The 25,688-nt window shown below is 64.0% G+C and carries 21 protein-coding genes; 7 read left to right on the top strand and 14 right to left on the bottom strand.

Annotation, left to right across the window (positions count from 1 at the left end):
* Nucleotides 1–34: 34 nt before the first annotated feature.
* From lpdA to FIU28_RS01875, 5 genes are all read right to left on the bottom strand, one after another.
* Nucleotides 35–1,438 carry a dihydrolipoyl dehydrogenase gene (gene lpdA, locus FIU28_RS01855; RefSeq protein WP_143571398.1) on the bottom strand — a complete coding sequence of 468 codons (1,404 nt, stop codon included), beginning with the start codon at nucleotides 1,436–1,438 and terminating at the stop codon, nucleotides 35–37.
* 42 nt (nucleotides 1,439–1,480) lie between these two features.
* Nucleotides 1,481–2,227: an SDR family oxidoreductase gene (locus FIU28_RS01860; RefSeq protein ID WP_143571399.1), complete on the bottom strand. Its 747-nt coding sequence runs from the start codon at nucleotides 2,225–2,227 to the stop codon at nucleotides 1,481–1,483.
* 93 nt (nucleotides 2,228–2,320) lie between these two features.
* On the bottom strand, nucleotides 2,321–3,571 hold the full coding sequence (gene odhB, locus FIU28_RS01865; RefSeq protein ID WP_143571400.1) for a 2-oxoglutarate dehydrogenase complex dihydrolipoyllysine-residue succinyltransferase: 1,251 nt from the start codon (nucleotides 3,569–3,571) through the stop codon (nucleotides 2,321–2,323).
* Between the two features lie 116 nt (nucleotides 3,572–3,687).
* On the bottom strand, nucleotides 3,688–6,657 hold the full coding sequence (locus FIU28_RS01870; RefSeq protein ID WP_143571401.1) for a 2-oxoglutarate dehydrogenase E1 component: 2,970 nt from the start codon (nucleotides 6,655–6,657) through the stop codon (nucleotides 3,688–3,690).
* A gap of 160 nt (nucleotides 6,658–6,817) precedes the next feature.
* Nucleotides 6,818–7,501 (bottom strand): TetR/AcrR family transcriptional regulator, encoded by a 684-nt coding sequence (locus tag FIU28_RS01875; RefSeq protein WP_143571402.1) that lies wholly within the window; start codon nucleotides 7,499–7,501, stop codon nucleotides 6,818–6,820.
* 231 nt (nucleotides 7,502–7,732) lie between these two features.
* Here FIU28_RS01875 and FIU28_RS01880 point away from each other — a divergent pair, with 231 nt between their 5' ends.
* The 3 genes from FIU28_RS01880 to FIU28_RS01890 all read left to right on the top strand — a co-directional run bounded on the left by FIU28_RS01880 (nucleotide 7,733) and on the right by FIU28_RS01890 (nucleotide 10,445).
* A complete protein-coding gene (locus FIU28_RS01880; protein ID WP_143571403.1) occupies nucleotides 7,733–8,275 on the top strand; it encodes an OsmC family protein in 543 nt (180 codons plus the stop codon).
* A gap of 96 nt (nucleotides 8,276–8,371) precedes the next feature.
* Nucleotides 8,372–9,493 carry an acyl-CoA dehydrogenase family protein gene (locus FIU28_RS01885; RefSeq protein WP_441351646.1) on the top strand — a complete coding sequence of 374 codons (1,122 nt, stop codon included), beginning with the start codon at nucleotides 8,372–8,374 and terminating at the stop codon, nucleotides 9,491–9,493.
* Nucleotides 9,494–9,563: 70 nt separating this feature from the next.
* Nucleotides 9,564–10,445 (top strand): sulfurtransferase, encoded by an 882-nt coding sequence (locus FIU28_RS01890; protein ID WP_143571405.1) that lies wholly within the window; start codon nucleotides 9,564–9,566, stop codon nucleotides 10,443–10,445.
* Between the two features lie 237 nt (nucleotides 10,446–10,682).
* On the opposite strand, the gene FIU28_RS01895 is transcribed toward FIU28_RS01890, so the two are convergent.
* The 7 genes from FIU28_RS01895 to FIU28_RS01925 all read right to left on the bottom strand — a co-directional run bounded on the left by FIU28_RS01895 (nucleotide 10,683) and on the right by FIU28_RS01925 (nucleotide 18,732).
* Nucleotides 10,683–11,804 (bottom strand): sensor histidine kinase, encoded by a 1,122-nt coding sequence (locus FIU28_RS01895; RefSeq protein ID WP_143571406.1) that lies wholly within the window; start codon nucleotides 11,802–11,804, stop codon nucleotides 10,683–10,685.
* A 681-nt stretch (nucleotides 11,805–12,485) separates the two neighbouring features.
* Nucleotides 12,486–13,370, bottom strand: a complete 885-nt coding sequence (gene sucD, locus FIU28_RS01900) for a succinate--CoA ligase subunit alpha (RefSeq protein ID WP_143571407.1) — start codon at nucleotides 13,368–13,370, stop codon at nucleotides 12,486–12,488.
* 4 nt (nucleotides 13,371–13,374) lie between these two features.
* Nucleotides 13,375–14,571, bottom strand: coding sequence for an ADP-forming succinate--CoA ligase subunit beta (gene sucC, locus FIU28_RS01905; protein WP_143571408.1), 1,197 nt, complete (start codon nucleotides 14,569–14,571; stop codon nucleotides 13,375–13,377).
* 194 nt (nucleotides 14,572–14,765) lie between these two features.
* On the bottom strand, nucleotides 14,766–15,734 hold the full coding sequence (mdh, locus tag FIU28_RS01910) for a malate dehydrogenase (protein WP_143571409.1): 969 nt from the start codon (nucleotides 15,732–15,734) through the stop codon (nucleotides 14,766–14,768).
* A 234-nt stretch (nucleotides 15,735–15,968) separates the two neighbouring features.
* On the bottom strand, nucleotides 15,969–17,153 hold the full coding sequence (zapE, locus tag FIU28_RS01915; protein ID WP_143571410.1) for a cell division protein ZapE: 1,185 nt from the start codon (nucleotides 17,151–17,153) through the stop codon (nucleotides 15,969–15,971).
* Between the two features lie 140 nt (nucleotides 17,154–17,293).
* The gene (gene thpR / locus FIU28_RS01920) at nucleotides 17,294–17,830 is read right to left on the bottom strand and encodes an RNA 2',3'-cyclic phosphodiesterase (protein ID WP_143571411.1); all 537 of its coding nucleotides are present in this window, start codon (nucleotides 17,828–17,830) and stop codon (nucleotides 17,294–17,296) included.
* Between the two features lie 203 nt (nucleotides 17,831–18,033).
* Nucleotides 18,034–18,732 (bottom strand): arylesterase, encoded by a 699-nt coding sequence (locus FIU28_RS01925; RefSeq protein ID WP_143571412.1) that lies wholly within the window; start codon nucleotides 18,730–18,732, stop codon nucleotides 18,034–18,036.
* On the opposite strand from FIU28_RS01925, the gene FIU28_RS01930 reads away from it, so the two are divergent.
* The 4 genes from FIU28_RS01930 (at nucleotide 18,731) to FIU28_RS01945 (ending at nucleotide 23,925) form a co-directional block, all read left to right on the top strand.
* Complete coding sequence (locus FIU28_RS01930) at nucleotides 18,731–19,441, top strand: ABC transporter ATP-binding protein (RefSeq protein WP_143571413.1); 711 nt, start codon at nucleotides 18,731–18,733, stop codon at nucleotides 19,439–19,441. The two genes, FIU28_RS01925 and FIU28_RS01930, sit on opposite strands and share 2 nt — an antisense overlap.
* Nucleotides 19,441–22,011: an ABC transporter permease gene (locus tag FIU28_RS01935; protein ID WP_143571414.1), complete on the top strand. Its 2,571-nt coding sequence runs from the start codon at nucleotides 19,441–19,443 to the stop codon at nucleotides 22,009–22,011. Before FIU28_RS01930 ends, FIU28_RS01935 begins: the two co-directional genes overlap by 1 nt.
* Nucleotides 22,012–22,293: 282 nt before the next feature.
* Nucleotides 22,294–23,082, top strand: a complete 789-nt coding sequence (locus FIU28_RS01940; RefSeq protein ID WP_143571415.1) for a Bax inhibitor-1/YccA family protein — start codon at nucleotides 22,294–22,296, stop codon at nucleotides 23,080–23,082.
* Nucleotides 23,083–23,376: 294 nt separating this feature from the next.
* Nucleotides 23,377–23,925 (top strand): GNAT family N-acetyltransferase, encoded by a 549-nt coding sequence (locus tag FIU28_RS01945; RefSeq protein WP_143571416.1) that lies wholly within the window; start codon nucleotides 23,377–23,379, stop codon nucleotides 23,923–23,925.
* Here FIU28_RS01945 and FIU28_RS01950 read toward each other — a convergent pair.
* Both FIU28_RS01950 and FIU28_RS01955 read right to left on the bottom strand, forming a co-directional pair.
* The gene (locus FIU28_RS01950; RefSeq protein WP_143571417.1) at nucleotides 23,922–24,281 is read right to left on the bottom strand and encodes a DUF2794 domain-containing protein; all 360 of its coding nucleotides are present in this window, start codon (nucleotides 24,279–24,281) and stop codon (nucleotides 23,922–23,924) included. The two genes, FIU28_RS01945 and FIU28_RS01950, sit on opposite strands and share 4 nt — an antisense overlap.
* 488 nt (nucleotides 24,282–24,769) lie before the next feature.
* Entirely contained in the window at nucleotides 24,770–25,522 is a 753-nt protein-coding gene (locus FIU28_RS01955; protein ID WP_143571418.1) for a DUF1223 domain-containing protein, read from the bottom strand.
* Nucleotides 25,523–25,688: the final 166 nt, after the last annotated feature.

Raw genomic sequence — 25,688 nt, forward strand, 5'->3', positions numbered from 1 at the left:
GCAACTCCCGGCCGGGCGGTGCGCCGGGCGTGCCTCACATATGGATAGCGCGCTTGGCCACTGCAAATGCCGCTTCCTTAACGGCCTCGGAGCGGGTCGGATGAGCATGGCAGGTCCGCGCCAGATCCTCGGCGGAACCGCCGAATTCCATCAGCACGCAGGCCTCGTGGATCAACTCGCCGGCCTCGAGGCCGATGATGTGAACGCCGAGCACGCGGTCGGTCTTGGCATCGGCAAGAATTTTCACGAAACCGTCGGTGCTCTGGTTGACCTTGGCGCGGCCGTTGGCGGTGAACGGGAACTTGCCGACGGTATAGGCGACGCCGGCCTGCTTCAACTCCTCCTCGGTCTTGCCCACTGACGCGACTTCCGGCGTCGTGTAGACGACGCCGGGGATCACCCCGTAATTAACATGACCGGCCTGGCCGGCCAGGATCTCGGCGCAAGCGACGCCTTCGTCTTCCGCCTTGTGCGCCAGCATCGGGCCGACCACGACGTCACCGATGGCGAAGATGCCGGGCACGCTGGAGGCGAAATGCGCGTCGGTCTTGATCCGGCCGCGCTCGTCGAGCGCCACGCCGGCTTCCTTGAGCCCGAGGCCCTCGGTGTAGGGGATGCGGCCAACCGCCACGAGAATGACGTCGGCTTCCATGGTTTCAGCGGCGCCGCCGGCAGCCGGTTCGACCTGTGCCTTCAGCCGCTGGCCCGACGAATCGATGCTGGTGACCTTGGCGCCGAGCTTGAACGCAAAACCCTGCTTTTCCAGGATGCGCTGGAACGACTTGCCTACCTCGCCGTCCATGCCGGGCAGGATGCGGTCGAGGAATTCCACCACGATCACTTCGGCGCCGAGCCGGCGCCACACCGAGCCGAGTTCGAGGCCGATCACGCCGGCGCCGACCACGATCATCTTCTCCGGCACCTTGTCGAGCGACAGCGCGCCGGTCGACGACACGATGCGCTTCTCGTCGATCTCGATTCCCTTCAGCCTTGTCACGTCGGAGCCGGTGGCGATCACGATGTTCTTGGTTTCCAGCACTTGGGTCTTGCCGTCGGCCGCCTTGACCTCGACCTTGCCGGTGCCCAGCACGCGGCCAAGGCCCATCACCACGTCGACCTTGTTCTTCTTCATCAGGAACTCGACGCCCTTGACGTTGCCGTCGATGCCCTGCTGCTTGAAGACCATCATCTGCGGCAGGTCGATTTCCGGCGCGGCGACCTTGATGCCCATCTTGGCGAAGCCGTGACCGGCCTCTTCGAACATTTCGGAGGCGTGCAGCAACGCCTTCGACGGCATGCAGCCGATGTTCAGGCAGGTGCCGCCGAGCGTGGCGTTCTTTTCGACGACCGCGACCTTCATGCCGAGTTGTGCTGCGCGGATCGCGCAGACATAGCCGCCGGGACCGGTGCCGATAATAACGAGATCATAGGTGGCCATGGGAGATTCCTGCAGTTTCAGTAGATATGGGGTGTCGATGGCCTAGCGGCCACCGGACACGTCGAGAATGGAAGCGGTGACGTAGGACGCCTCGTCGGACAAAAGCCAGACGATGGCATTGGCGACTTCGTCGGCGGTGCCGACGCGCTGCATCGGCACGTTATGGGCGAGGCGACGGGCGCGGTCGGCGTCGCCCCCGGAGGCGTGGATCTCGGTATCGATCAGGCCGGGCCGGATGCCGACCACGCGAATGCCCTCGGCGGCTACTTCCTGGGCAAGGCCCACGGTGAACGTATCGATAGCGCCCTTGGAGGCGGCATAGTCGACATAGGTATTGGCGGAGCCGAGCTTGGCGGCCGCCGACGACAGGTTGACGATCACGCCACCCGCGCCGCCATGTTTCGTCGACATCCGCTTCACCGCCTCGCGCGCGCACAGGAAGCTTCCGGTGACGTTGACCGCCAGCATGCGCGTGATGCGCTCGGCGGTCATGTCCTCGACGCGGATGGAGGGGCCGACAATGCCGGCATTGTTGACCAGCGCGCCGAGCGGGCCGAAGGCGTCGGCCGACTTGAACAGCGCGAGGATGTCGGCCTCGACGCCGACGTCGCATTTCACGGCGATGGCTTTTCCGTTGGTTGCTTCGATGGCGGCAACGACGTCGTTGGCGGCGGCTTCATTGCTGGCGTAGCCGACGACCACTTTGAAGCCGGCAGCGGCGGCTTTCAGCGCAGCGGCGCGGCCGATGCCTCGGCTCCCGCCCGTGATGATGACGACCATGTCGGTCATTATCTGCTCCAGCTTGGCGTTATTGACCGTGACTGCGTATTCATAAGCCGGCAGCGTTACCGCTGCCGGCTGATGGTAGGGAATGCGGAGAGATCAGAGATCCAGCACCAGACGGGCCGGATCTTCCAGGCTTTCCTTGACGCGGACCAGGAAGGTGACGGCTTCCTTGCCGTCGATGACGCGGTGATCGTAGCTCAGCGCCAGATACATCATCGGGCGGATCTCGATCTTGCCGGCGACCACCACCGGGCGCTCCTGGATCTTGTGCATGCCGAGGATGGCGGATTGCGGCGCGTTCAGGATCGGCGTCGACATCAAGGAGCCGTAGATGCCGCCATTGGTGATGGTGAAGGTGCCGCCCTGCATTTCGTCAATCTTGAGCTGGCCGTCGCGGGCCCGGCGACCGAAATCGGCGATGGTCTTTTCGATATCCGAAATCGACTTGCCGTCGCAATCGCGCACCACCGGGACTACCAGGCCCTTGTCGGTGCCGACCGCGACGCCGACGTGATAGTAGTTCTTGTAGATCAGGTCGGTGCCGTCGATCTCGGCGTTCACCGACGGGATGTCCTTCAGCGCCTGCACGCAGGCCTTGGTGAAGAAGCCCATGAAGCCGAGCTTGGTGCCGTGCTTCTTCTCGAACACATCCTTGTACTGGCTGCGCATCGCCATGATGTGGCTCATGTCGACCTCGTTGAAGGTCGTGAGCATGGCGGCGGTGTTCTGCACCTCCTTGAGGCGGCGTGCGATGGTCAGGCGCAGCCGGGTCATCTTGACGCGCTCTTCGCGGGCGGCGTCGTCGGCAGGCGACGGCGCGCGGACCTGCACGGCGGCCGCCGGCTGGCTGACCGGGGTCGGCGCCGACGCGGCCTTCTCGATCGCGGCCAGCATGTCGCCCTTGGTGACGCGGCCGTCCTTGCCGGAGCCGGCCACGCCGGCGGCATCGACGCCGCTCTCGGCGGAAATCTTGCGAACCGACGGCGCCAGCGGCGCATCGGCCGGCGGGCTCTTCTGGGAGGGCGCGGGAGTAGCAGCCGCAGGCGCTGCAGCAGCGGCCTTGGCGGGTGCCGGTGCGGCGGCAGGCGCAGCAGCCGGCTTGGCACCAGCGGCGCCATCGGTGATCTGGCCGAGCAGGGCGCCGACCGCGACGGTCTCGCCGTCCTTGGCGATGATCTCGCCGAGAATGCCTGCGGACGGCGCCGGCACTTCGATCGTCACCTTGTCGGTTTCGAGTTCGACCAAGGGCTCGTCGACAGCGACGGCATCACCGGCCTTCTTGAACCATTTCCCGATGGTGGCTTCGGTCACGGATTCGCCGAGCGTGGGAACGCGAATTTCAGTCATGGTCTATTTTCCTCTAGCGGCAGGGCGGCCGATGCAGCCAACCGCGCCAAAATCCTGGAGTGATACAAGTGCGCGAATGCCCCGCGCGAGCGGGGCATGGCGGTGGTGCGGTGGTGTTAGCTCAGGGCGTCGTCGAGGAAGGCCTTGAGCTGGGCGAGATGCTTCGACATCAGGCCGGTGGCAGTGGCCGCGGAGGCCGCGCGTCCGGCATAGCGCGGGCGCTTGTGGGTGGCATTGATCTGGTTCAGCACCCATTCGAGATAGGGTTCGATGAAGTGCCACGCGCCCATGTTGCGCGGCTCTTCCTGGCACCACACCACCTCGGCGCCCTTGAAGCGGCTGAGCTCCTGCACCAGCGCCTTGAGCGGCACCGGATACAGCTGCTCGATGCGCAGCAAATAGATGTCGTCGGCGCCGCGCTTCTCGCGCTCCTCGTAGAGGTCGTAATAGACCTTGCCGGAGCACAGCACGACGCGACGGATCTTGGCGTCGGGCTTGAGCTTGATCTTCTCGTCCGGCAGCTTCTCCGCATCGTCGAACAGGATGCGGTGGAAGGTGGTGCCGGCGCCGAGTTCGTCGAGCTTCGAGACCGCGCGCTTGTGGCGCAGCAGCGACTTCGGCGTCATCAGGATCAGCGGCTTGCGGATCTCGCGCTTGAGCTGGCGGCGCAGCACGTGGAAGAAGTTCGCCGGCGTGGTGGCGTAGACCACCTGCATGTTGTCTTCCGCCGCCATCTGCAGGAAGCGCTCGAGGCGCGCGGAGGAATGCTCCGGCCCCTGGCCCTCATAGCCGTGCGGCAGCATGCAGACCAGGCCCGACATGCGCAGCCACTTGCGTTCGCCGGACGAGATGAACTGGTCGAACACCACCTGCGCGCCGTTGGCGAAATCGCCGAACTGCGCTTCCCAGATTGTCAGCGCGTTCGGCTCGGCCAGCGAGTAGCCATATTCGAAGCCGAGCACCGCGACTTCCGACAATAGCGAGTTGATGACTTCATAATGGCCCTTATCGGGGCCGAGATGGTTGAACGGCGTGTAGCGGCTCTCGTCTTCCTGGTCGAACAGCACCGAATGGCGCTGCGAGAAGGTGCCGCGCTCCGAATCCTGGCCGGACAGACGCACGTGATGGCCATCCTCGATCAGGGTGCAGAACGCCAGCGCCTCGCCGGTCGCCCAGTCGATGTTGTTGCCGCTCTCGATCGCCTTGGCGCGGGTGTCGAGGAAGCGCTGCGCCGTCTTGTGGATGCGGAAACCGTCCGGCACCTTGGTGATCTTGGTGCCGATCTCGCGCAGCTTGGCGACGTCGACGCCGGTGATGCCGCGGCGCGGATCTTCTTCCTGGTCGGCGGACTTGAAGCCCGCCCACTTGCCGTCGAGCCAGTCGGCCTTGTTCGGCTTGTAGCCGGCGCCGGCTTCGAGCTCGGCATCGAGACGGGCGCGCCAGTCGGCCTTCGCCTTGTCGATCTCGCCCTGCGTCATCACACCGTCGGCGACGAGCCGCTTGGAATATAGCTCCAGCGTCGAGGCATGCGTCGCGATGTTCTTGTACATCACCGGCTGGGTGAATGCCGGCTCGTCGCCTTCGTTATGGCCGTGGCGGCGGTAGCAGAACATGTCGATGACGACGGGCTTGTGGAATTTCTGCCGGAATTCGATCGCGATCTTGGCGGCGAACACCACGGCTTCCGGATCGTCGCCGTTGACGTGGAAGATCGGCGCATCGATCATCTTCGCCACATCCGACGGGTAGGGCGAGGAGCGCGAATAGCGCGGATAGGTCGTGAAGCCGATCTGGTTGTTGACGATGAAGTGGATCGAACCGCCGGTGCGGTAGCCCTTCAGGTCCGACAATGCGAAACATTCCGCGACCACGCCCTGGCCTGCGAACGCCGCGTCGCCATGCATCAGCAGCGGCAGCACCGAGATGCGCGCATCCGGCGGATCGCCGTTCTGGTCCTGCTTGGCGCGGACCTTGCCGAGCACGACCGGATCGACGATCTCGAGATGCGACGGGTTGGCGGTCAGCGACAGATGGATCTTGTTCTGGTCGAACTCGCGGTCGGACGACGCGCCGAGATGATACTTGACGTCGCCGGAGCCTTCGACCTCGTCGGGATTGGCAGAGCCGCCCTTGAATTCATGGAACAGCGCGCGGTGCGGCTTGCCCATCACCTGGGTCAGCACGTTGAGGCGGCCGCGATGCGGCATGCCGACCACGATGTCGCGGACGCCGAGATTGCCGCCGCGCTTGATGATCTGCTCCAGCGCCGGGATCAGCGATTCCCCGCCGTCGAGGCCGAACCGCTTGGTGCCGGTGAACTTGACGTCGCAGAACTTCTCGAAGCCGTCGGCCTCGACCAGCTTCTGCAGGATGGCGCGGCGACCTTCGCGGGTGAAGGAGATTTCCTTGTCCGGGCCTTCGATGCGTTCCTGGATCCAGGCCTTCTGCGCCCGGTTCGAGATGTGCATGAATTCGACGCCGAGCGTCTGGCAGTAGGTGCGCTGGCAGATCGCGACGATCTCGCGCAGCGTGCCGTATTCGAGGCCGAGCACGTGATCGAGGAAGATCTTGCGATCATAGTCGGCATCGGTGAAGCCGTAGGAGCGCGGATCGAGCTCCTCATGGTCCTTCTGGCCTTCGATACCCAGCGGATCGAGATTGGCATGGAAGTGGCCGCGCATGCGGAAGGCGCGGATCAGCATCAAGGCGCGCACCGAATCGCGGGTCGCCTGGTTGATGTCGCCGGTCGGGGCTGCCGCGCCGGGCTTGGCGGAACCCGCCGACGCCTTGGCGGCCAGCTTGGCGCCGACGGCCTTCTCGACCTGCGCCCAGTTGCCGTCCATCGCGGAGGTCAGGTCGTCATTGGGAAGCACCGGCCAGTTGGCCTTCTCCCAGGACGGGCCCTCGGCATTCGCCTGGACGTCGGCGGGCGCGTCCTTCAGGCTCTTGAAGAACTCCTGCCACTCGGTATCGACCGAGGAGGGGTCCTTTTCGTAACGGGCATACAGTTCGTCGATATACGTGGCATTTGCGCCCTGCAAAAATGAAGAGAGGGCAAAAGCGGCATTCGCGTCCTGGCGAGACATGATTGCTTCCTGATTTTTGGCGTCGCGCGATAATGGGCGAGGGCCGATCCGTTCGTCGGAGCAGCCTGAATAGCGCGGACCTTCTACCCTATATAGGCAAAAGTTGCGCCCGGAAAATGCGAAGATCTGAATGCCGAGTCAAACATACGTGCGGAGCTGTTTACTCAACCGGGCTAAGGGTTTCGCGGGCCAATGCTGCAGCGTCGCCCTGCAGCGCACTGCGCCGGGAACGCTTGGCTGACACGCGGCCGCAGGCGTCATCGAGCAGGGCCTGCGCGGCCATCCCGGCGGCGTCCGCCACGCCGGGGTCGCGGGTCACCATGGCGGCCACGATGGCGCCGTCCATCAACAGGCCGATCTGATGGGCCAGGGCCTCCGGTCGCGCGGCGCCGGCGGCGCGGGCCAGGCCGGCGATGTGGCCGAGCACGAAGGCTTTATGGGTCACGGTGAGGGCGCGCAACCGGGTCTCGTCCTTGGGGTGTTCGCCGACCGCATTGATGAAGACGCAGCCGTAATAACCCTGTTCGCCGAACCACTTCTTCAACACCGGGAAGATCGAATCGAGCTTGGCCCGCGGTGTTTTCGCGGCTTCGATGCTGGCGATGAACCAGTTGCGCCAGACCTTGCCCTCGGCTTCGAGCACGGCCTCGACCAGATCGCTCTTGGACTTGAAGATCTTGTAAAGGGTGGTCTTGGCGGTGCCGGCTTCGGCGACGATGGCGTCGATCCCGGTGGCATTGATGCCGTTCTTGCAGAACAGCCGGGTCGCCGCATCCATCAGCCGGCCGCGCGGCGACACATGCGGGACGGTGATCTCGGCGTCATGCGGGATCGCATCGGTCATGCCCTTTCATATGTCAGGCGGCTCGACCGGTGCAAGCGATCATCGGCTCGTGGCGAACATTCAGGCGGCAAAACCGAAGTTTGGCGCATTTGGCGGCAGATCTTCCGGCGCCTGTTTTCGCGCCGTGCAGTTAACGGCTTCATAACGCTCGACTTTCCTCCGGCAGCCGCGATGGCACGCATCCTGCAAAGCTACAGAACGTTCCGTATCCGACCTGCAGGGAGAAACACCATGACCGCTGTTGCCGCAAAGACCGTGCTGACCGGCTGCCTGGCGCCGATCGACAAAGGCGGGCTCGAACAGTTGATCGCCAACGGCAAGGCCAATCCCAACGTCATCAAGACGCTGAAGTGCAAGACGGTGGCCGAGGGCAAGTTCCGCCACGCCAATTATATCCGCAACCTGCCGCCCTATATCGTCGATGAGCCGCCGGCGCTGCTCGGCGACGACACCGCGCCGAATCCGTCGGAAGCCTCGCTGGCCGCGCTGGGCTCGTGCATCGCGGTTGGCCTGCACGCCAATGCCGTGCACCGCGGCTGGATCGTCAACAAGCTCGAATTGCAGCTCGAGGGCGACCTCAACATCACCGCGGTGTGGGGCACCGGCGACGTCAGCGAGAAGCCGGTCGGTTTCACCGACGTCCGCATCAAGGTCGACATGGAATGCGATGGCGTTCCGCAGGCCGAGATCGACGCGCTGATCGACCACGTCAAGAAATGGAGCCCGGTCGCCAACACCTTCACCCGCCCGGTCAATCTCGAGGTCTCCGCGTAAGGCTCTTCACCTCTCCCCGCCAGAGCGGGGCGAGGGAAGAAAGCCATCAACCGCAGCGATGCGGTTGCGCCTCTATCCCCCGTGACGGAGACGATCATGACCACGATGGCTGCGCTGCGAAACGCCGACAAGGTTGAGCAGCAGACCGTTTCGTTCTTCGAAGGGGTCGCGTCGCTGGCACGGTCCGAGCTGACGCCGATCCTGCAGCAGATCGACGACGGCGAAATCTTTCCGGACAAAGCGATGCGCTGCTTCGGCGAGATCGGCGCCTGGTCCGCGCATGCCGACCTGCGAGACACCATCGGCGGCATCTCGGCGATCGCCGAAATCTGCGGCGCCACCGCCTTCATGGCGTGGTGCCAGGACACGTTGGTCTGGTACATCCTCAATTCCGACAATGCCGCGCTGAAGGCGAAATTTCTCGACCGCGCCGAAAGCGGCCAACTGCTCGGCGGCACCGGGCTGTCGAATCCGATGAAGAGCTTCTTCGGCATCGAGAAGCTCAAGCTGAAAGGCCGCCGCGTGGACGGCGGCTACATCGTGCGCGGCGCGCTGCCGTGGGTGTCCAATCTCGGCCCCGACCATCTGTTCGGCACCATCTTCGAACTCGAGGATGGCTCCGACAAGGTGATGTTCCTGGTCGACTGTGCCGATCCCGCTGTCACGCTGACGCCATGCCAGCCGTTCCTGGCGATGGACGGCACCGGCACCTACGGCGTGCAGCTCCGCGACGTCTTCATTCCCGACGATCAGGTGCTGGCCGCCTCCGCGATGCCGTTCGTCAAGAAAATCCGCGCCGGCTTCATCCTGATGCAGATGGGCATGGGGCTGGGGCTGGTGCGCGACTGCATCGAACTGATGCAGGGCGTGAAGCCCGCGTTGGCACACGTCAACTGCTATCTGCCGCAGCAGCCCGAGGATTTCGCCGCCGTGCTGGCCGAACTCGAAGGCGCGACGATGCGGCTCGCCGCCACGCCGTTTGATACCAGCAACGCCTACTGGCGCGAGGTGGTCGAGCTCAGGCTGCGTGCCGGCGATGCCGCGGTGGCCGCGGCGCATGCCGCGATGCTGCATTGTGGCGCGCGCGGCTATCTGAAATCGCACGCCGCCCAGCGGCGGCTGCGCGAAGCGTATTTCGTGGCGATCGTCACCCCCGCCACCACGCAACTCAGAAAAATGCTCGCAGACAATGCGCGCGAACATCCGGGAGAGACCTGAGGCCAAGCGACTGTGATTCGAAAGCGACGACGCGTGACAACCCCCCGACAACCCAGTGGAGGCTTTGCTAATGGCTGACATCCTGATTTCCGCAGACGAACTCGTCCCCTTCATGACGTCCGAACCTTGCGTGATCATCGATACGCGCAATCCTGACGCCTACGCCGCCGGCCACGTCCCCTGCGCCGTCAATCTGCACGAGATCTTCACCTTCCTCGCGACCTCGACCCCCGAGGGCATGGAAGAACTCAAGAAGAAATTCGCCGACGCCTTCGGCGGCGCCGGCCTGTCGGGCGCCGAGACCGCGGTGATCTACGAGCAGTCCATGAACTCCGGCTTCGGCCAGTCCTGCCGCGGCTACTTCCTGCTGGAATTTTTGGGCTACCCGAAGATCAAGGTGCTGCACGGCGGCTATGACGCCTGGACCCAGAAGGGCCTGCCGACCACCACCGACATGCCCACCCCCGTGCCCGCCGCGTTCAAGGTCAGACCGGAGGCCGGCTCCATCCTGATCGATGCCGTGACCATGCAGGCGGCACTCGGCAATCCCTCGATCGCGTTGCTCGACGTTCGCGACGTCGATGAATGGATCGGCGAGAGCTCATCGCCTTACGGTCGCGATTTCTGCCCGCGGATGGGCCGGATCCCCGGCGCGGTCTGGATCGAATGGTACCGCATGATGAAGCCGACCTCGGAGGGCCCGCGCTTCAAGTCGAAGAACGAGATTCTGGCCGAATGCGCCACGGTCGGCATCACGCCGAGCACGACCGTCTACCTCTACTGCTTCAAGGGCGCGCGTGCCTCGAACACCTTCCTGGCGCTGAAGAACGCCGGCGTGATGGACGTGCGGATGTATTTCGGCTCCTGGAACGAATGGAGCCGCGATAGCAAATACCCGATCGAGGAAGGCCTGCCGGTTGTCGGCGACAAGCAGTTGCAGGCGGCGGAGTAGAGAGCAGCTGTCGCTCCGGGATGCGACAGACGGCAACGCCGGATGGCGCAGACCCGGAACCTCGAAATGTTCATCGCGTCACATCTCGATCTCCCGCCCTTCCAATGGGAGGGCGGGCTTAGACCTCCGCTGACATACGCGCGGCCGTGAAGGACAAGCTGAACAAAAAGGCCCGTTCGTTAGAGCGAGCCGCTATTGCCGTGCCCTTCTGGCTGAACAGACCTTCCGTCACCTGGTCTAGGCGCGGGGAAAGCGGGCGGTGAAAGTCGTCCCGGTCTTTTCGGACGAGGTAACCTTTATGCTCCCGCCATGGGCCACGACGATCTCTTTGGTAATGTACAATCCCAGCCCCAGATTGTTCGACTGCAAATGGGCGTCTTCCCCGTCGCCGCTGCGAACCAGCGCTTCGAAAATTCCGGCCACGGCGTTTGGAGGGATCGGAACACCATCATTGTGAATCGAGACCGAAACATCATGCGTCTCGCCCCTGATGGATACATTGATGGGGAGATCCTTGAACCCGTACTGCACGGCGTTGCCGAGCAGGTTTGAAAACACCTGACCAATACGGGGCCTGTCCCACGCTCCTTCGGTGTCGCCCGACACTTCGACGGTGAAGCTGTTCCCAGGATGAGCTGTTCGCATTTCATCGACGAGCTGCCGCGCGACGAACGCCATATCCATTGTTTCACGAATGATCTGCAGGCCGGATCCGAGGCGAGCCCGGGTGAGGTCGAGCAACTGATCGAGGATTTCCATCACGCGGCTTGCGCTAACGGAGATCTGTGAGATCAGCATCGTCTGGCGCTCGCTGAGCGACCCGATCCGACCGATCAGTTCAGCCGACATCGTCATGGCACCGATTGGATTGCGAAGATCATGACCGAGAATGCCGAGGAACAGGTTGCGGGAGCGCTCGACCTTCAAGGAATAGTAGCTGATCGACTCGGTCAGTTCCTGATCGATCGCTTCGTTGAACCGCGTGAGGTCGTGGATATCCTGCAATGTCGTTTCCGTGGTCTGTGCGCTCCACAGCTTGACCACGCTCGCCCGCAATGCCCGGTACTCGGAGACCATCTGATCCATGTTGAAGCCGCCGGCCTGGCGCAACGCGGCGTGAACTTCGGCCACGCTGTTTGTCGAACGCCTAGCGTTTTTGCCCTGCGACTTGTCGACCTGCTCCGCGTCGGTCTGCGGGCTGTCGATATCGTCGGCCACGAATCGCAGGATGTACGCGATGTGGTTGCGCAGCGATAGCGGGCTCGCCGCTTCCGGCGACGGGTCAAGCGTACCGGCAAAGGCCTCCCATTCGGCGATGATGGGAGCGGAATTCTCGCGGATGAAGGTCGACAGGCGCATGACTAGCTTTCAAGTAGGACGCGGGCAGGCAACGGTGCGCTGACACAACGATCGCCCGCGCATCGGGTGCTGCGATCGTCGGCGATCCCGTGCAAATGCCGATTGGCGTGTCCGCTGATATCCGGATGTTGTCGAGGCTTCGCGGCGATCGCAGAGATGAGCCGCGGTCTGACCGTCCCGGATCGTCGATGGAAGGCTGTCCGGCAAATGCCTGGGACAGCAGCCTGAAAATGAAGGAACTTTGGACATGGCGCTCTTTTCGAAAGCGTGAGCGCTACCGGACTCTCTGGCACCGTCAATGGCCAAGAGACTACGGTAATTTCCAACAACATGCGAGTCTGCGTCCGGTTCCGTACCCTGGTCGCTTTATGACATTTAATTCGCGCTTGGTCTGATCTTCCCCCGGGTACCGGCGATTCATGCCCGATCGAGCCATCAACGGCGCTGCAATAGGCCGACACAAGAACTGTCGTCCCGGGATGCGGCAGACGGCAAAGCCGGCTGATGGAGACCCGGAACCTCGAGATGAGGCGCGCTGAACATGTCGAGGTTCCCCGCCACTCCGATTGGAGTGCATGAGGTTCTCTCGCCGCTCACGCGCTCGCGCCCCGGAATGACCACCACAACAAAAAGGCCCGCTCTTACGAGCGGGCCTTTTCATTTTGATACCAGCGCTAAACCCTAGCCCTTCAGCAATTCCACCAGCGTGGTGCCGAGGCGCGCAGGCGACGGCGAGACGGCGAAGCCCGCGGATTTCATCGCCGCGATCTTGCTCTGTGCGTCGCCCTTGCCGCCCGACACGATCGCGCCGGCATGGCCCATGCGACGGCCGGGAGGGGCGGTAACGCCGCCGATGAAGCCGACGATCGGCTTCTTGCGGCCGCGCTTGGCTTCGTCCTTGATGAACTGCGCGGCGTCTTCTTCCGCCGAGCCGCCGATTTCGCCGATCATGATGATCGAATGGGTCGCGTCGTCGGCCAGGAACATCTCGAGAATGTCGATGAACTCGGTGCCCTTGACCGGATCGCCGCCGATGCCGACCGCCGAGGTCTGGCCGAGGCCGGCCATGGTGGTCTGGAACACGGCTTCATAGGTCAGCGTGCCGGAGCGCGACAGGATGCCGACATTGCCGGGCTTGAAGATGTTGGCCGGCATGATGCCGATCTTGCACTCGCCGGCAGTGACGACGCCCGGGCAGTTCGGCCCGATCAGGCGCGACTTGGAGCCGGACAGCGAACGCTTGACGCGCACCATGTCGAGCACCGGGATGCCTTCGGTGATGCAGACGATCAGCGGGATTTCCGCATCGATCGCTTCACAGATGGCGTCGGCTGCGCCCGGCGGCGGCACGTAGATCACGCTAGCATCGGCGCCGGTCTTGTCGCGGCACTCGGCCACGGTGTCGAACACCGGCAGGTCGAGATGGGTGGAGCCGCCTTTGCCGGGCGAAGTGCCGCCGACCATCTTGGTCCCGTAGATGATCGCCTGCTCGGAGTGGAAGGTGCCGTTCTTGCCAGTGAAACCCTGGCACATCACCTTGGTATTCTTGTCGATGAGAACTGACATCGGCTTACTTTCCCTTCACGGCGTTGACGATTTTCTGCGCGGCGTCGTCGAGGTCGTCCGCCGGCAAAACGTTGAGGCCGCTCTCACGAATGATCTTCTTGCCTTCCTCGACATTGGTGCCTTCGAGGCGGACCACGAGAGGCACCTTGAGGCCGACGGTCTTCACCGCGGCGACGACGCCGGCGGCAATGATGTCGCACTTCATGATGCCGCCGAAGATGTTGACCAGGATGCCCTTCACGCTGGGGTCCGAGGTGATGATCTTGAACGCCGCGGTCACCTTCTCCTCGGTGGCACCGCCGCCGACGTCCAAGAAATTCGCCGGGCTTTCGCCGTACAGCTTGATGATGTCCAGCGTGGCCATCGCGAGACCGGCGCCGTTGACCATGCAGCCGATGGTGCCGTCGAGCGCGATGTAAGCGAGGTCATATTTCGAGGCCTCGATTTCCTTGGCGTCTTCCTCGGTGGTGTCGCGCAGCGCGACGATCTCGGGATGACGATACAGCGCGTTCGAATCGAACGACATCTTGGCGTCCAGGCACTTCAGCTCGCCGGTCTTGGAGACGATCAAGGGATTGATCTCCAGCATGTCCATGTCCTTCGCGATGAAGGCGGTATAGAGCTGGGTGATCAGCTTGCCGGCCTGCTTGGCGAGGTCGCCGGTGAGGCCGAGCGCCTTGGCGACGGTGCGGCCGTGATGCGGCATCACGCCAGTGGCCGGATCGACGGAGAAGGTGATGATCTTCTCGGGCGTCGAGTGGGCGACGTCCTCGATGTTCATGCCGCCTTCGGTGGACACCACGAACGCCACGCGCGAGGTTTCACGATCGACGAGGAGGGAGAGATAGAATTCCTTCTCGATGTCGGAGCCGTCTTCCAGATAGATCCGGTTGACCTGCTTGCCGGCCGGGCCGGTCTGCTCGGTGACCAAAGTCGCGCCGAGCATTTCCTTGACGAACTGCTTGGTCTCTTCGATCGACCTGGAAAGGCGGACGCCGCCCTTCTCGCCGGCCGAGGCTTCCTTGAACTTGCCCTTGCCGCGGCCGCCGGCATGGATCTGGCTCTTCACGACCCACAGCGGGCCGCCGAGCTCCTTCGCGGCTGCTTCCGCTTCCTCGGCCTTGAGGATCGGCACGCCCCTGGAAACGGGCACGCCGAATTCCTTCAGCACGGCTTTCGCCTGATATTCATGAATGTTCATAAGTCGCTCCCGAACCCCGGATGGTGGAACTTGAATGTCCCGTCGTTTTTGAATTGGCATACCGTATACCACGGAAGCGACAATTCAAGCCCGGCGGGATCCAATATCGAATGCTGGTCGGCCCGGGGTTGGGGGCCTGCAGCGATGGTCAGAACCGAAACCGGCACCCAAAGGGTGCCGGTAAGAGGGTGGACTTAGCCGCCGAGCAGGTCGGGGGCGATCTTCTTGCAGGCGTCCATCAGGCCGACGACCGAGGCCACCGACTTGTCGAAGCCTTCGCGGTCCTTGCCGGACAGTTCGATCTCGACGATGCGCTCGACGCCCTTGGCGCCGATCACGACGGGCACGCCGACATACATGTCTTTCACGCCGTATTCGCCGTTCAGATAGGAGGCGCAGGGCAGCACGCGCTTCTTGTCCTTGAGATAGCTGTCGGCCATCGCGACGGCCGAGGCGGCGGGGGCGTAGAACGCCGAGCCGGTCTTCAGGAGGTTGACGATCTCGGCGCCGCCATTGCGGGTGCGGTCGACGATCTCGTCGAGGCGGGCCTGCGAGGTCCAGCCCATCTTGATCAGGTCGGGCAGCGGGATGCCGGCGACGGTCGAATACTTGACCAGCGGCACCATGGTGTCGCCGTGGCCGCCGAGCACGAAGGCGGTGACGTCTTCGACCGAGACGTTGAATTCATCGGCCAGGAAGTAGCGGAAACGCGCCGAATCCAGCACGCCGGCCATGCCGACCACCTTGTTGTGCGGCAGGCCGCAGGCCTTCTGCAGCGCCCAGACCATGGCGTCGAGCGGGTTGGTGATGCAGATCACGAAGGCGTCGGGGGCGTACTTCTTGATGCCGGCGCCGACCTGCTCCATCACCTTGAGGTTGATCGACAGCAGGTCGTCGCGGCTCATGCCGGGCTTGCGCGGCACGCCGGCGGTGACGATGACGACATTGGCGCCTTCGATGGCCTCGTAGGAATTGGCGCCGGTCATCTTGGCGTCGAAGCCGTCGACCGGGGAGGACTGCGCGAGATCGAGCGATTTGCCCTGCGGCACGCCTTCGGCGATGTCGAACATCACCACGTCGCCGAGTTCTTTCAGGCCGATCAGGTGAGCCAGCGTTCCGCCGATCTGACCGGAGCCAATCAGTGCGATCTTGTTACGCGCCATGGGAGTTGATCCTTTGAAGCCGAAGGAGTGAAGGTGGGAGCAGGACTTGCCGAGTGGCTGGTTATCCCTTTCGCCGAAACCGTTCAAGTCGCGGCGGGAGCAAATGTCGGGCGACGGGCTGCATTGCAAAATTGGATTGCGCCCCCCCCTGTCATTCCGGGGCGCGGGCGGCCGCACCGGCGTTTACGGCTGTCGTTCCCGCGTTCGCGGGGACGACAGGGAGATGCCGGAGCGTTACGTCTCCACCAGCCCGGTCGATGCCCCGCCGGCGGTCGAGTCGCTGCGGCCATGGGGCAGCGCCAGATAGGTTTCCGAGCCCATCTCGAACAATCGCGAAGCGGTCCGGTCAAACTCCATCGCCTCGAAACCTTCGCTGGCCTTGTACAGCGCGTGCGGCTCGCCGGCGGCCGAGGCCATCAGCTTCACCGCGTTGTCGTACAAAGTATCGATCAGCGCGATGAAGCGCTTGGCGGCGTTGCGGTCGCCATAATCCATCATCGGAATCCGGTCGATGACCAGCGTGTGATAATCATGCGCCAGCCGCAGATAGTCGGAGGCGCCGAGCGGCTTCTCGCAGAGATCCGCGAAGGAAAACCGCGCGACGCCATGCGCCTCGCAGGGGATGTGCAGCGTGCGGCCCTTGATCGAAATGTCGCGCGGTCGGCCCGCGCCGCCGGCAATCTTTGTAAAAGCCGCATCAAGCGCGCGCTCGGCCGCCTGGTCGGCCGGCACCAGCCAGGTCTTCAGCCCGGCCAGCTTTTCCAGCCGGAAGTCGGTGCGCGAATCCAGCCGCATCACCGCCATGTGGTGCTCGATCTGCTTGATGAAGGGCAGGAACAGCGCGCGGTTCAGCCCGCCCTTGTAGAGATTGACCGGCTCGACATTGGAGGTCGCGAACACCACGGTGCCCTGTTCGAACAGCCGCGAGAACAGCCGGCCGAGGATCATCGCATCCGCGATGTCGGTGACGTGGAATTCGTCGAAGCACAAAAGCCAGGCTTCCTCGAAGATCGAGTTGGCGGTCAGCGCGATGACGTCGCCATCGGGCAGTTCGCCCTTCGCGACCTGCTGGCGGAAGCCGTAGATGCGCTCATGCACCTCGGCCATGAATTCATGGAAATGCCAGCGCTTTTTGTGCTCGACCGGGCTGGCGTCGAAGAACAGGTCCATCAGCATGGTCTTGCCGCGGCCGACCTCGCCGAACACGTAGAGCCCGCGCGGCGGGGCACCGTTCTTCTTGTCGGCGAACAGCCGGCTGAGGAAGCCCTGCTTGCGCGGCGGCCGGTAGGCCGACAGCACGGCGTCGAGTTGCGCGATCGCCTCCACGGCGCGCGCCTGGGCCGGATCGGCTTCGATCGTGCCGGAAGCGACGAGGGATTGGTATTGCTGGCGAAAAGACAGGGGCGGGGCAGATGACATGGCGTCTAACGGCCCCACGCGGGCGCAAAATGCAAGGTGCGAAATCGGGAGGGCCGATATGCGCCTTCTTTTCCTCTCCTGCCTTCGCTGCGATCAGGCACCCTCTCCCGCGGCGCTGGGGGAGAGGGAAAGGAAGAGCGCTACGCGCTCAGCGCATAGGCATCCTCGACCACATAGGGCCCGCCGCCGGTCGAGGCGCGCGAGGAATACAGCACGAAGCGTTGCGCCTTGAAGGTCTTGGTCGGGAAATAGCCGCGCATCGACAGATAGTCGGCGACGTCCTGGTTGGAGGCGTCGCGCAGCCAGGCCAGCGTCACATGCGGGATAAATTTGCGCCCCTCCGGATCGAGCCCGACACGGCGCACCAGGCGCTCCAGCTCGGCCTGCAACTCGATCAGCGGCCGGCTCGGCACCACCTGGGCGACGACGGCGCGCGGCTTCTTGCCGCCGAAGCTCGACAGCCCCTGCAGCGCCACCTCGAACGGCTTGCGGTTGACGCGGTCCAGCAAGGACGCGATCTCGTTGGCGGAGACGCCGTCGATGTCGCCGATGAAGCGAAGGGTGACGTGATAGTTTTCGGGATCGACCCAGCGGGCGCCGGGGAGGCCCCCACGCAAGTGGGAAAGGGTCTGGCCAATCTCGGCCGGTATTTCCAGTCCGGTGAACAAACGCGGCATTGAAAGCTCCTCACTGCAAGGACCCGATCTTCGCCGAACAGCGCGTGCGCTGCTCGGCGAAGATCATGTCCTGACAACAGGGCCGGTGACGAATCACCGATATAAATTTCTAGCGTAGTTCAGTGACAGCGCGAAGCATTCGACGCCCGGAACGGGAAAATGCTCCGGGAAAACTTCATGTTAAGGTTGCCGGCGCCGCAATTTCAACCGGGTTGCTTAGGGATCGAACCGATGAATGCCTCGACGCTGGGCAGGATGTTCTTCACCACGATGTCGATGCCTTCGGTGGTCGGGTGCATGCCGTCGGGCAGCGCCAGCTTCGTATTGCCGGCGACGCCTTCGAGGAAGAACGGATACAGCGGCACGCCGAACTGCTTCGCCAGATCCGGATAGATCGAATTGAACTTCTGCGCATAGTCGGCGCCGTAATTCGGCGGTGCGACCATGCCGGCCAGCAGCACCGCGATCTTGCGCGCCTGCAGCCGCCGGATGATCTCGCTCAACGCCTCGCGCGGCACTTTCGGGTCGATGCCGCGCAGCGCGTCGTTGGCGCCGAGCTCCAGGATCACCCCCTTTGTGCCGTCCGGAACCGACCAGTCGAGCCGGCCGAGCCCACTCGAGGTGGTATCGCCGGACACCCCGGCATTGATGACCTCGACCGCGGTGCCCTTGTCCTTGAGTGCGGCCTGCAGCCGGACCGGAAACGCCGCATTGGCCGGCAGTCCGTAGCCCGCGCTCAGCGAGTCGCCCAGCACCACCAGCCTGACCGGTTTGGCTGCGGCATCCTGTGCCGCGGCGGGCGCGATCGGGGCCGACAGGACCAGCCCGGCGGCGATCAGCCACGCAAATGTGCACGACAGCCCCTCGACCCTTCGTCGCCAAGTGCCATATGAAGCCTGCATGGATACTTTCATCGAGACCTCATCATCGGCCGGGCTGAGCCCGGACACCATTGCCATTTCGAACGTCAACCTGTCGCTCGGCACCGGCGCCGCACGCGTGCATATCCTGCGGGATATCAGCCTGCGCGTCGGATCCGGCGAAGCCATCGGGCTGATCGGCCCGTCGGGTTCCGGCAAATCGACGCTGCTGATGGTGATGGCGGGGCTGGAACGTCCTGATAGCGGAGAGGTGGTGGTCAACGGCACCTCTTTCAATGCACTGGACGAGGACGGTCTCGCACGGTTTCGTGGTCGGCATGTCGGCATCGTGTTCCAGAGCTTTCATCTGATCCCGACCATGACCGCGCTGGAGAACGTCGCGGTGCCGCTCGAACTGGCCGGCCGCACGGACGCCATGGCGCGGGCGACGCAGGAACTGGAAGCCGTCGGGCTCGGCCACCGGCTGCATCACTACCCCACGCAATTGTCCGGCGGCGAGCAGCAGCGCGTCGCTTTGGCGCGCGCGCTGGCGCCGGATCCGGCGATCCTGGTCGCCGACGAGCCGACCGGCAATCTCGACGAGACCACCGGCAGCCAGATTGTCGATCTTCTGTTCGCGCAGCACGCCAGCCGCGGCATGACGCTGGTGCTGGTCACGCATGATACCGCGCTGGCGCATAAATGCGACCGCGTGGTGCGGCTGCGCTCCGGCCGCATCGAAACTGCCTGATGACGACAATTTCTGACACCATCCCGGCCAGCCGCGGCCCGTCGCTGGCGCTGCGTTACGCCTTGCGCGAGATGCGCAGCGGCTTGCGCGGCTTCTACGTATTTATTGCCTGCATCGCGCTCGGCGTGATGGCGATCGCCGGCGTCGGCTCGGTGGCGGCGTCGCTGAGCGAAGGCCTGGCGCGCGAGGGCCGCACGCTGCTCGGCGGCGACGCGGCGTTCTCGCTGATGCAGCGCGAGGCCAGCCCCGACGAACTCGCCTTCCTGCGCTCGCGCGGCCAGGTGTCCGTGGCGGCGTCGCTGCGCGGCATGGCCAAGGCTGCGGACGGAAATCTGGCGCTGGTCGAGATCAAGGCCATCGACGATTCCTATCCGATGCTGGGCCAGGTCACGATGGCGCCGGACATGGCGGTGCGCGATCTCGTCGCTGAACGCGACGGTGTCTTTGGCGCGGCGACCGATACGACGCTGATGGCGCGGCTCGACCTCAAGCTCGGCGACCACGTCACGGTGGGCTCAGCAACCTTCCAGATCCGCAGCGTGATCTCGTCCGAGCCGGACAAGCTGTCCGGCGCCGTCGGCTTCGCGCCGCGTTTTCTCGCCAGTGAGGACGCGCTGCGGGCGACGCAATTGCTGCAGCCGGGCAGCCTGGTGCGCTGGATCTATCGCGTGCGATTGCCGGATGGCGCGGCCGATGACCGTGCCGCCGGCGCGCTCGCCGATGCATCGCGCAAGGCCCTGCCGCAGGCCGGCTGGGAAATCCGTACCCGCGATAATGCGTCGCCGCAGCTCGAGCGCACCATCACCCGCTTCACCCAGTTCCTGACTCTGGTCGGCCTTGCCTCGCTGCTGGTCGGCGGCGTCGGCGTCGCCAACGCGGTGAAGAGCCATATCGATCGCCGCCGCGACGTCATCGCCGCGCTGAAGGCGCTCGGCGCCACCGGCCGCGACGTGTTCGCGATCTATCTCACCCAGGTGCTGGTGCTGGCTGCGATCGGCTCGCTGATCGGGCTGCTGCTCGGCGCCGGCCTGCCGTTTGCGATCGTCGGCCTGTTCGGCAAATTGCTGCCGCTGCCGATCGTGGCGTCGCTGCATCCCGGCGAACTGGCGCTGTCGCTGGTCTACGGCCTGCTGACGGCGCTGGCGTTCGGGCTGTGGCCGCTGGCGCGGGTCCATGACGTGCCGGTCGCGGCCCTGTTTCGCGACGAGGTGTCCGGCGAAGTCCACCGTCCCAAGCGGATCTATCTCCTCTGGATGGGCCTGGTAATCGTGCTGCTGGTAGCGGTGGTGATCGGCCTGGCCTACGACAAGCGCGTCGCGGCGGTGTTCGTGGTGTCGTCGATGGTGATCTTCGCGCTGCTGCGCGGCATTGCCTCGGTGATGATGGCGTTCGCTCGGCGCCTACCGCGGCCGACGGCCACCATGCTGCGGCTGGCGCTCGCTAACGTCTACCGGCCGGGGGCGCTGACACCGTCGGTGGTGATGTCGCTCGGGCTCGGCCTTACCGTGCTGGTGACCATCACCCAGATCGACGGTAATCTGCGCCGCCAGTTCATGGCCGCGTTGCCTGAGAAGGCGCCGTCGTTCTACTTCATCGACATCCCCTCCACCGAGGCCGACCGCTTCGGCGCGTTCCTGAAGGAAAAGGCGCCGCAATCGACCGTCGAGGACGTGCCGATGCTGCGCGGCCGGATCGTTTCGGCGCGCGGCGTCAAGGCCGAGGACCTGAAACCGTCGTCTGATGCCGAATGGGTGCTGCAGAGTGACCGCGGCCTCAGCTACACCAACGAGGTGCCGAAGGGCTCCAAGCTGGTCGAAGGCGACTGGTGGGCGCCGGATTATGCCGGCCCGCCTTTAGTCTCGTTCGAGAAGAAGCTCGCCGACGGGCTCGGGCTGAAGATCGGCGACGTCGTCGTCGTCAACGTGCTCGGCCGCGACATCTCGGCCAAGATCGCCAATATGCGGACGGTGGACTGGCAGAGCCTGGGCATCAATTTCGTGCTGGTGTTCTCGCCCAACACCTTCCGCGGCGCGCCGCACACCCATATCGCCACCCTGACCGAGGCACATCCAGATCCGACCCAGGATGCCCCGCTGGTCAAGGCGGTGGCGGACGCGTTTCCAATGGTCACCAGCGTCCGCGTTCGCGAGGCGCTCGATACCATCGGCGGCGTCGTTACCAACCTCGTTCTGGCGATTCGCGGCGCCAGCGCGGTCACGCTGCTGTCCGCCATTCTGGTGCTGGGCGGGGCGCTCGCCGCCGGGCATCGCCACCGCGTCTATGACGCCGTGATTCTCAAGACGCTGGGCGCCACCCGCGCCCGGCTGCTTGGCGCCTATGCGCTGGAATATCTGATGATCGGCCTGGCCACCGCCGTGTTCGGCGTGCTCGCCGGATCGGTCGCGGCCTGGCTGATCGTCACAAGACTGATGACGCTGGGCTTCGAATGGCAGGCCGTCAGCGCGCTGGGCGTCGTGCTGGCCGCGCTAATTGTCACAGTGGGGCTGGGCCTGGCAGGTACCCTTGTCGCACTGAATCAGAAGCCGGCGACCGTATTGCGCAATTTGTGACCCGATTTGGCACGAATAGCGCCAGATCCGGAAATCCCGGCAAAAGCAGTTGCGCGAGATTTACCAAAGCGCACGGACATGCAGGGGTGGGGCGACATTCCGCCACGCATGGAAGCTTGCACGGAATGTGTTAGTTTACCAAATACCCTCTGGGTCAGACGACCGGCGCAACAGCCATTGATCGTGACATCGATTTAATGGCTCAGGGCACCGGATCTGGGATAAATTCGCACCGACGGCGCAAACCCTTTGCGGCCAGTCGGACAACACAGGACTTCGACCATGTCGGACTTCGACCGAAACTATGCTTCTCCTTTCGGCCAGGCCGCTGCGCGTGACACCGCTGCGGTCGATGCCGGCCTGCGCTCCTACATGCTGCGCATCTACAATTACATGTCGATCGGCCTGGCCATCACCGGTCTGGCCGCGCTCGGCGTGTACATGGCAGCCGTGACCACCGACCCGTCGGGTGCCGCGGCCAAGATCGGCAACTCGTTCCTGACGCCTTTCGGCTACACGATGTTCGTCAGCCCCCTGAAGTGGGTTTTCATCCTGGCGCCGCTCGCGATGGTGTTCGCCATCTCGTTCGGCATCAACCGGCTAAAGCCGGCGACAGCGCAGTTGATGTTCTGGGCTTTCGCGGCCCTGATGGGCATCTCGCTGTCGTCGATCTTCCTGGTGTACACGCACACCTCGATCACCCGGGTGTTCTTCATCACCGCCGCCTCGTTCGGTGCGCTGAGCCTGTACGGCTACACCACCAAGCGTGACATGACGGGCATGGGTTCGTTCCTGATCATGGGCCTGTTCGGCATCATCATCGCGAGCGTGGTCAACATGTTCGTGGCCTCCTCGATGCTGCAGTTCATCGTCTCGGTGGTCGGCGTGCTGATCTTCGCGGGCCTCACCGCCTACGATACCCAGCGCCTGAAGAACGACTACATCTACGGCTACGCCTCGCAGGGTGGCGACGTCGCCGAACGTGCGGCGATCACCGGTGCGCTGTCGCTGTACCTGAACTTCATCAACCTGTTCACGCTGCTGCTGCAGCTGCTCGGACAGAAAGAGTAACCTACCGGTTGCTCCAAGAGATCGAAGCCCCGGCCGAAAGCCGGGGCTTTTTCTTTGCTTTTTTCCTTCCTTCTCCCCTTGTGGGAGAAGGTGGCGCCGACGAAGTCGGCGTCGGATGAGGGGGCTCTGGGCAACGGCGTTTGAGGCTACCCCTCACCCGTCTCGAACCGCTTCGCGGTTCGATCCACCCTCTCCCACCTAGCGAAGCGAAGCTTCGCGCGGGGGAGAGGGACGAAGAGCGTTCGCGTAAATCCGCGATTTGCCTTCGCGTAAAAAGATTCTACCTTCGGCGGTATGTCAGAACCCCAAATCCGCCCCGCCACATCGGCCGACCTGCCCGCCATCACCGCGATCTACCGCGAAGCCGTGCTGCACGGCACCGCGACCTTCGAGCTGGACCCGCCGGACGCAGCCGAGATGACGCGCCGCTTCAACGAGATCACTTCCGCCGGCTTTCCCTATCTCGTGGCGCTGCTGGGGGGCCGGGTGGTCGGCTATTCCTATGCGTCACTTTATCGGACCCGCCCGGCCTATCGCTTCACCGTGGAGAATGCGATTTATCTCGCGCCGGACAGTCACCGCCGCGGCGTCGGCACGGAACTGCTGCAGCGGCTTATCGAGGATTGCGAGAGACTGGGTTTCCGGCAGATCATCGCCGTGATCGGCGATTCCGCGAACGCGGGCTCGATCGGCGTCCATACCAAAACCGGTTTCCAGATGATCGGATTGCATCCCGATGTCGGTTACAAATTCGGTCGTTGGCTCGACGTCGTGATGATGCAGCGCGCGATCGGCGGTGGCGGCCGAACGTTGCCGACAGCCGATCCGGCTGCCGGCGGCTAGACCACCGCCAGCTTGCGGTCGATCACCAGCAGCACGCGGTCAAGCTCATGGCCGCGACGCAAAATCTGGCCGCTGGCGGAGATCACACTGTAGATGCCCTGCTTCCGCGCCAGCCGAGGGTCTTTCTCGATCCGGTAGATAGGCACTTCGGAGGCGCGGCGGAATACCGAGAACACCGCGCGGTCCTTCAAGAAGTCGATCGCATAGTCGCGCCATTCGCCGTTGGCGACCATGCGGCCATACAGATTCAGGATTCGGTTCAGTTCGATGCGGTTGAAGGTGACGGCGGAGACGGTCGCACTGCGCTCCGCCCCGCGGTTCTCGCCGGGATCGCTATCCCCTGGGATCGAACTCATGCAGCGCCTCCTGTCACATATTCCACATGATCGCCCCGTCGGGCGCAGGCTGCAAGGGGCGCGATGCGTTGCATGACTGACCGGTGGAAACCTGCTGTCACGGGATCGTTAGGCAAATCTTATTGCCGCCAGATTTCCGCCCAGCCGCAGCCTTTTCGGGTTGCGAAAAACAGATACTGCGTCGGGCCCGGTTCTTTCGATCCTGGATTCCTCAGCCCCCAGCCCCCCGGGGTTGTAAGGATCGGGCCTGCGCAGGGTTATCCCACTGGGCCAACGCAAGTTGGCCCTTTTCTTTTGGGATAGTAGTGTCTGTCATTCCGGGGCGAGAGCGCGCCAGCGCGAGCGAACCCGGAACCCCGAGTTTTCGATCGACAGCTCGATCCCGGAAAGTGGGTGAACGCATCGAGGTTCCCCGCCACTCCAATTGGAGAGGCTGAGGTCTCCGTCAGACGGCTTGGTCGTCTGCCGCATCCCGGAACGACAAGCTGCTACGGCAGCGACGTCATCGTTGCCCCGAGCATGGCGCCGGGATGGTCGCGCGTGCCGTCCTGGAGATAGACCACCGCGGCATCGACGCCGTCGCGGCTGATGTTCTCCAGCGGCACGGTCCAGGTCGCCGCCGTTCCGGTCCAGTCACCGACCTTCAGCCAGTTACGCACCACATTGTAGTAGGTCAGCGCCTGGCCGCGATTTTCGCCGCGGCCGATGGCGATCGGCACCGCTTTCGATACCGAACAGATCCAGACCTCGCCACGCGCGGCGTGAGGGCTCTTCTCGGAGGCGGAGACGGCCACGTTGACCTGCTTGCCCGAGACCGTCAGCGACACCGGCACCGACATCACCGCGCCCTTGCGCGTCTCGTCGATGGCCATGTCGATCTTGCCGCGGTCGCTGCCGATCACCTGCCGTGTGCCGTTGACGATGACCTGCGGCGTATAGACGTCGCGGTCGCCGCGCATGTTCGAGTAGGATTTCTGCCGCGCGCTGAAGCGGGAATCTGCCAGCGTGTCCTTCCAGCCGAGATAGTCCCAGTAGTCGATCGGCATGCTGAGCGCGATCACGCGGCTATCGCGGGCGAGATCGCCGATGATCTTGTCGGCTGGCGGGCACGACGAACAGCCCTGCGAGGTGAACAGTTCGACGACAGCAATGGGCTGGCTGTGTGCGACACCGCTCATAGCAAAAGCGAGGCAGACGCTGGCTGCGCCCGTCCATCGGGTAATGCCATGAGAGGTTTTCATTGGTTTGCCACGCTTTAATAGCGACACGTAACAGACGGTGTCTCGATACGGAAGTGCCACTTGTACAGATGCCCTAAACGCCGGAAGGCGGCCTTGTGATAGGCCGCCTTCCGTTCACTCACCACTCACTTCGCAGTGAGGCGCGACGTCGCATGATCCAGATCAA

Source organism: Tardiphaga sp. vice154 (assembly GCF_007018645.1).
GTDB lineage: Bacteria > Pseudomonadota > Alphaproteobacteria > Rhizobiales > Xanthobacteraceae > Tardiphaga.

Bases quoted from the DNA above. Each gene is read 5' to 3' on its own strand.
- FIU28_RS01945 (WP_143571416.1), top strand. From the start codon at position 23,377: ATGTCAGAACCCCAAATCCGCCCCGCCACATCGGCCGACCTGCCCGCC.
- FIU28_RS01955 (WP_143571418.1), bottom strand. From the start codon at position 25,522: ATGAAAACCTCTCATGGCATTACCCGATGGACGGGCGCAGCCAGCGTC.
- FIU28_RS01930 (WP_143571413.1), top strand. From the start codon at position 18,731: ATGGATACTTTCATCGAGACCTCATCATCGGCCGGGCTGAGCCCGGAC.
- FIU28_RS01890 (WP_143571405.1), top strand. From the start codon at position 9,564: ATGGCTGACATCCTGATTTCCGCAGACGAACTCGTCCCCTTCATGACG.
- sucD (WP_143571407.1), bottom strand. From the start codon at position 13,370: ATGTCAGTTCTCATCGACAAGAATACCAAGGTGATGTGCCAGGGTTTC.
- zapE (WP_143571410.1), bottom strand. From the start codon at position 17,153: ATGTCATCTGCCCCGCCCCTGTCTTTTCGCCAGCAATACCAATCCCTC.
- mdh (WP_143571409.1), bottom strand. From the start codon at position 15,734: ATGGCGCGTAACAAGATCGCACTGATTGGCTCCGGTCAGATCGGCGGA.
- odhB (WP_143571400.1), bottom strand. From the start codon at position 3,571: ATGACTGAAATTCGCGTTCCCACGCTCGGCGAATCCGTGACCGAAGCC.
- FIU28_RS01885 (WP_441351646.1), top strand. From the start codon at position 8,372: ATGACCACGATGGCTGCGCTGCGAAACGCCGACAAGGTTGAGCAGCAG.
- FIU28_RS01870 (WP_143571401.1), bottom strand. From the start codon at position 6,657: ATGTCTCGCCAGGACGCGAATGCCGCTTTTGCCCTCTCTTCATTTTTG.
- FIU28_RS01925 (WP_143571412.1), bottom strand. From the start codon at position 18,732: ATGCAGGCTTCATATGGCACTTGGCGACGAAGGGTCGAGGGGCTGTCG.
- FIU28_RS01875 (WP_143571402.1), bottom strand. From the start codon at position 7,501: ATGACCGATGCGATCCCGCATGACGCCGAGATCACCGTCCCGCATGTG.
- thpR (WP_143571411.1), bottom strand. From the start codon at position 17,830: ATGCCGCGTTTGTTCACCGGACTGGAAATACCGGCCGAGATTGGCCAG.
- FIU28_RS01880 (WP_143571403.1), top strand. From the start codon at position 7,733: ATGACCGCTGTTGCCGCAAAGACCGTGCTGACCGGCTGCCTGGCGCCG.
- FIU28_RS01940 (WP_143571415.1), top strand. From the start codon at position 22,294: ATGTCGGACTTCGACCGAAACTATGCTTCTCCTTTCGGCCAGGCCGCT.
- FIU28_RS01895 (WP_143571406.1), bottom strand. From the start codon at position 11,804: ATGCGCCTGTCGACCTTCATCCGCGAGAATTCCGCTCCCATCATCGCC.
- FIU28_RS01935 (WP_143571414.1), top strand. From the start codon at position 19,441: ATGACGACAATTTCTGACACCATCCCGGCCAGCCGCGGCCCGTCGCTG.
- lpdA (WP_143571398.1), bottom strand. From the start codon at position 1,438: ATGGCCACCTATGATCTCGTTATTATCGGCACCGGTCCCGGCGGCTAT.
- FIU28_RS01950 (WP_143571417.1), bottom strand. From the start codon at position 24,281: ATGAGTTCGATCCCAGGGGATAGCGATCCCGGCGAGAACCGCGGGGCG.
- FIU28_RS01860 (WP_143571399.1), bottom strand. From the start codon at position 2,227: ATGACCGACATGGTCGTCATCATCACGGGCGGGAGCCGAGGCATCGGC.
- sucC (WP_143571408.1), bottom strand. From the start codon at position 14,571: ATGAACATTCATGAATATCAGGCGAAAGCCGTGCTGAAGGAATTCGGC.